This window comes from Pseudomonas sp. P5_A12 (assembly GCF_056400685.1).
Genome location: NZ_JBFUKU010000382.1, coordinates 1 through 4,214 on the forward strand (window position 1 = coordinate 1; position 4,214 = coordinate 4,214).

Annotated in this window: 2 protein-coding genes and 1 pseudogene; all 3 read right to left on the minus strand. The window is 56.8% G+C overall.

The features are described 5' to 3' along the window. A pseudogene (locus AC1DSG_RS28330) lies at positions 1-435 on the minus strand (toxin); the annotation flags it as partial. Positions 436-460: 25 nt separating this feature from the next. Then, a complete protein-coding gene (locus AC1DSG_RS28335) occupies positions 461-3,121 on the minus strand; it encodes an RHS repeat-associated core domain-containing protein (protein WP_477793827.1) in 2,661 nt (886 codons plus the stop codon). Positions 3,122-3,178: 57 nt separating this feature from the next. Beyond that, a partial coding sequence (locus tag AC1DSG_RS28340) for an RHS repeat-associated core domain-containing protein (RefSeq protein WP_477793828.1) occupies positions 3,179-4,214 on the minus strand: 1,036 nt, incomplete at its 5' end.

Consider the following 4,214-nt stretch of genomic DNA (forward strand, 5'->3'; position numbering starts at 1 on the left):
GCCGCGTACATTGCCGTCGGGGGTGCCCGAGGCGTCGGCATACGTAAAGGTTTCAACGTTCGGTTGACCGTTCTCGTCAATGGCGACTTCGCGTAACCGGTTGTCGTAAGCGATGCGCCAATGACTGCCGCGCTGGTCCCAACGTTGACGTATTTTACCGTCTACACMGGCCAGGCTTATCCGCCAGCCGGCATCGACGCTGTCGACTTTGATCGGTTGGCCGCTGAGCCCGTAGACCGTGGCCAGGTTCGGCAGCACCCCGGACAGACGCGGGTCCCACTGCGCCACCCAGTGTCCGTGGGTGTCGTAGCGCTGACACGTGATAAGCGCTTCCAGCAGCCCGTTTTGGCGCAGGTAGTCAACCCGCCTGGCGGGCAAACCCCGGCTGTCGAAGACGCTCAATTGTGGGGTGCGATAGTGGGGGTTCTGCTTCATTTGACCGGCTCACCGATAGGCCCATTCATGCGTGTGACTCAGAGAGGTTTCTATGTAATTTGGGGATCAGCTTCCTGGGCTTGGGCACCGGCTTCACTACCGTATTCGCCACGACGTCCTGTGCCAATTCGGCTAATCGCTGGCGAATGTCTTCTGCTTCGCCTGGAAGGTGTGCAGCAGCTTTCGCCCTCTCCAGCACTTTATCGATGGCTTCAAATGGATCGATACCGGTGTTGAGCAGTTTCATCACTTCACGTTGATGGCCGGAGGCGAGTTCCTCCAGTTGTTGGTAAAACATTTTCTGCAGGGGCTCTGTGTAGCTCGTGATACTCGCCACGCCATTCTTTATTTTTTCGAGCACTTCTTTGCCGCCGCTTAAAAGGTCCTGTGCGCCATTGACTACTTTTTTCGTGGTGTCCACGGCGGTGCTCAAGCCCTCTTTCAATTCCTGGGTATGCAGCGTTTCTGCAAGTTTCAAACCTTTCTTGAAAAAGTAATATCGCAGTAACGGCATCGCAATGGCACCGACCACCATACCGACGGCGGCGCCAATGCCCGTACCGACACCGGGTACTACACTTCCCAGCGCCGAGGCCACGGTGCTTCCCGCAATGGCCCCTTTGAGAATCGATTTGAAGCCATGTCTGGACTTCATGAATTTGCCCAGGGTCATGCTCTGCCGAACGTCGGCAATATCGGCGCCTTCGGGAACAAGTCCGTCGAACTCCTCCGCGAGATGGTGTAACTGGTCGGCGGCATTTTTGGCTTTGCCGAGGACGCCGATGAATTCTTTGGCCAGTTCAAACACAGCCTTCGTTGCGCCGGACTTGTCGATGTACAGAACCGGGTTGTTACCGACCATCCGATACAGATTCAACCCATCGATGGCTCCTTCGGGGTCCGGACTGATCCAGCGATGCAACCAGCTCGCGTAATAGCGCAAGCCGAAGTAGTGGAGTCCGCTGACATCCAGTTCCTTGCCGGAGTAGCGCAGGGTCTTGTAACTCGCGTCTATCAATGATTTTGYCGCCCACCAGGCGGTACCGCCGTAGGGGTAATACACTTCGGCGCTGATCAGGCCACCGAAACGATCGAGTTCCAATGCGCAGGATCCGAGATGATCATCAAGGCTATAGCGCAGTTGATCAGGGTGTTCCTCCGTGACCCAGTGCAGGCAACGCACGCTGCCGTAAGCGAGTGGCACACTGATAACGTGCAGTTGCTCGCCATTGCTGCGGGTGCGGATTTCCAGGTCTGGCAGGTAAATAACGGTCTGGTTGTGAGTGGCCGTAGGGGTATGCGACACATGATGTTTACGGACCCGCTCGCCTTGACTGTACTGATACGTTTCGACGTCATCCGGCAGTTCATTGCCATGGACAACTAAAGTCACTTTCTCCAGTTGATCGCGGGCATTCCACTGCAAGGGCTGACCCGGTTGTAAACATAATAAGTTGCCAGACCTGTCGAACAGTTTCTCGAAATCCGGTTCTGGTTGGTTGTCATCCCGGCGCACGCCACGGTTGCTGGCGGGATCGATACACATCTGCTGAGTAAAGCAGTGCTGGTCGCGCAAATGGCGCAGTACGATCAGGTTATTGCCCGCATCGTACTCGTACTCTTCGGTGTAGTTATAACGGGGGCCGGGATCGAGCGGGGTGATGACATCCGGCAAACCCGGTCGATTGTTGGGGATTTCGCCCTCGAACCCGCTGGCGCTGATCAGCCGGTAGAGCGAGTCATAGCGGAAGTCGCGGTGCCCCTCGACGTGCTGGTTGGCGAAGTACACCGTGACTTGGGTGTGATCTTCGATGCGCAGGATGTTGCCCACCCGGTCATAGAAATACTTGAAGTTTTGTTGCAACCGTTCGCCGATCTTGCCGGCCTTCAGGGTGCAGAGACGGCCGTCGACCGGGTCGTAAGTCCATTGGCTGACCACACCGTTGCCGGTGGTTTGCGCCTCGATCTGGCCGGCAGCGTTGTACTGTGCATCCTCCAGCACACAGTGTCGCTCGCCATCCTTGAGTTGCAGAACGACTGCCTTGAGGTGCCCGGCACGATCATAGTGAAAATGTTGCTGATGTTCCCCTGCATCGATTTGCGACAGCACCACGCCGAGGGGGCCGTAAGTCCGGCCAGTGACACAGGCATTTGCATCGACAATCGTTCGGGTTTCGCGTTGCGGCTGACCGCGCAGGCTGAAGCTGCTTAGCTCGAGTCGACCGGACGGATCGACTTGCGTGATCATCTGGCCACGCAGGTTGAACGCTGGGTCGGCCGTCGCATCGGCATAGCTGAAAGTTTCGACATTCAACTGGGCGTTCTCATCAATGGCCGCAGCGCGCAATTGATTATCGTAGCGAGTGCGCCAACGATGACCGCGCGGGTCCCAGCGTTGCAGTTCTTCGCCGGCCAGCCCCGTCAGGATCAGGCGCCTGCCTGCGTCGACACTGTTGATCCTGATGGCCTCGCCAGAGAGGCGAAAGACGTTGCGAAGATTGGGTCCTGGCAGCCTCGAATCCCATTGCTCGATCGGATGCCCGGCGCTGTTATAGACGTGTCGGGTGTTGAGCGATGCCAYGTCCCCCCCGGCTTTGCTGCGCAGGTAAATCACCTGACGCACCGACAGCCCCCTGGCGTCAGTGGCGGTCAGACTTGGGGTGCCCGTATGGACGGCCGCGTTCACGTGCTGGCACTCACAGGCCAAGAACCCGGGACGGTTGAGCGAGTGGCCCTTTGTCCATTAAGCCGCGGCATGTGAGTTTTTTCCAACGCGTGCCTGCTTCAACAAAAACTGGTTATCCGTCGTACCGCTTTCTTTGTAGAGCGCCAGGCCGGCTTTGTTTCTACGTATCAAGTCCTGCGTTCTTGCATGCTGTTGCGTCAATTCGCTGAGGCGAATCGGTTTCAACAGGCTTCGAGGGGTCATGTGATTGACATTGGGAAGCACGTCGGCAGGGTAAATGACATCAACGCCAACGACCTTGAAGGCGGCCACGGAATTGGCATAGCGTTGATTTTCTGTGGATTGCCACTCATCGAGCATTGACTCGATTTTGTTGATCTTGACCGGATCCAGCCCGTTTTTGATGTCCTCGGCTTCCTGAACCCTGGAGCCCATTGCGAGGAAGGCACCCACTCCGGGAACCACTGAACCGACCACGTTATTGAAGAAAATATTGATCCCGCCGCCAAGCCAGTCAACCGGGTCATCACTTGTGTGGAGCCCTAGTGAATGATCAATCGCCTTGATGGACATGGTTGATGTCTGTGGTATCAGAGGGCCTATCAATCTGGAGGTCGGAATCACAGACGGGCTCGTACGGCCTGCCATTTCGCCCCCGAAGTTACCGACGGTAAGGCCACCGGAAAAAGGCATGACTTCTTGAGCATTCAGATTGCCCGCCGGCGTGTGTTGCGGCACCAGGCTGCCGAGGTTTTCGCCGGCATAGAAGCCGCCGGCAAAACCGATACCCGCATTGATGGATTCACCCACCAGGTTCTTCATCAGCGATTTGGCAACGTTGGACTTGTTGATGATGTTGTCGATTTGCCCCAGCGTTTGCGTGGCATGCCCTTCCAGGACCGAAATGAAATTTGAATAGTTGAGGATCACGTTTTCGGCCTTTGCCTCGCCGGTTTGATCCACATAGCGCAGCGGGTTGTTGCCCACATACCCATACCAATTAAGCCCGTCCACATCCCCGGCCGGATCAGCACTCACCCAACGCTGCAACCACGGCGCGTAGTAACGAGCGCCGTAGTAATAAAGCCCGCAT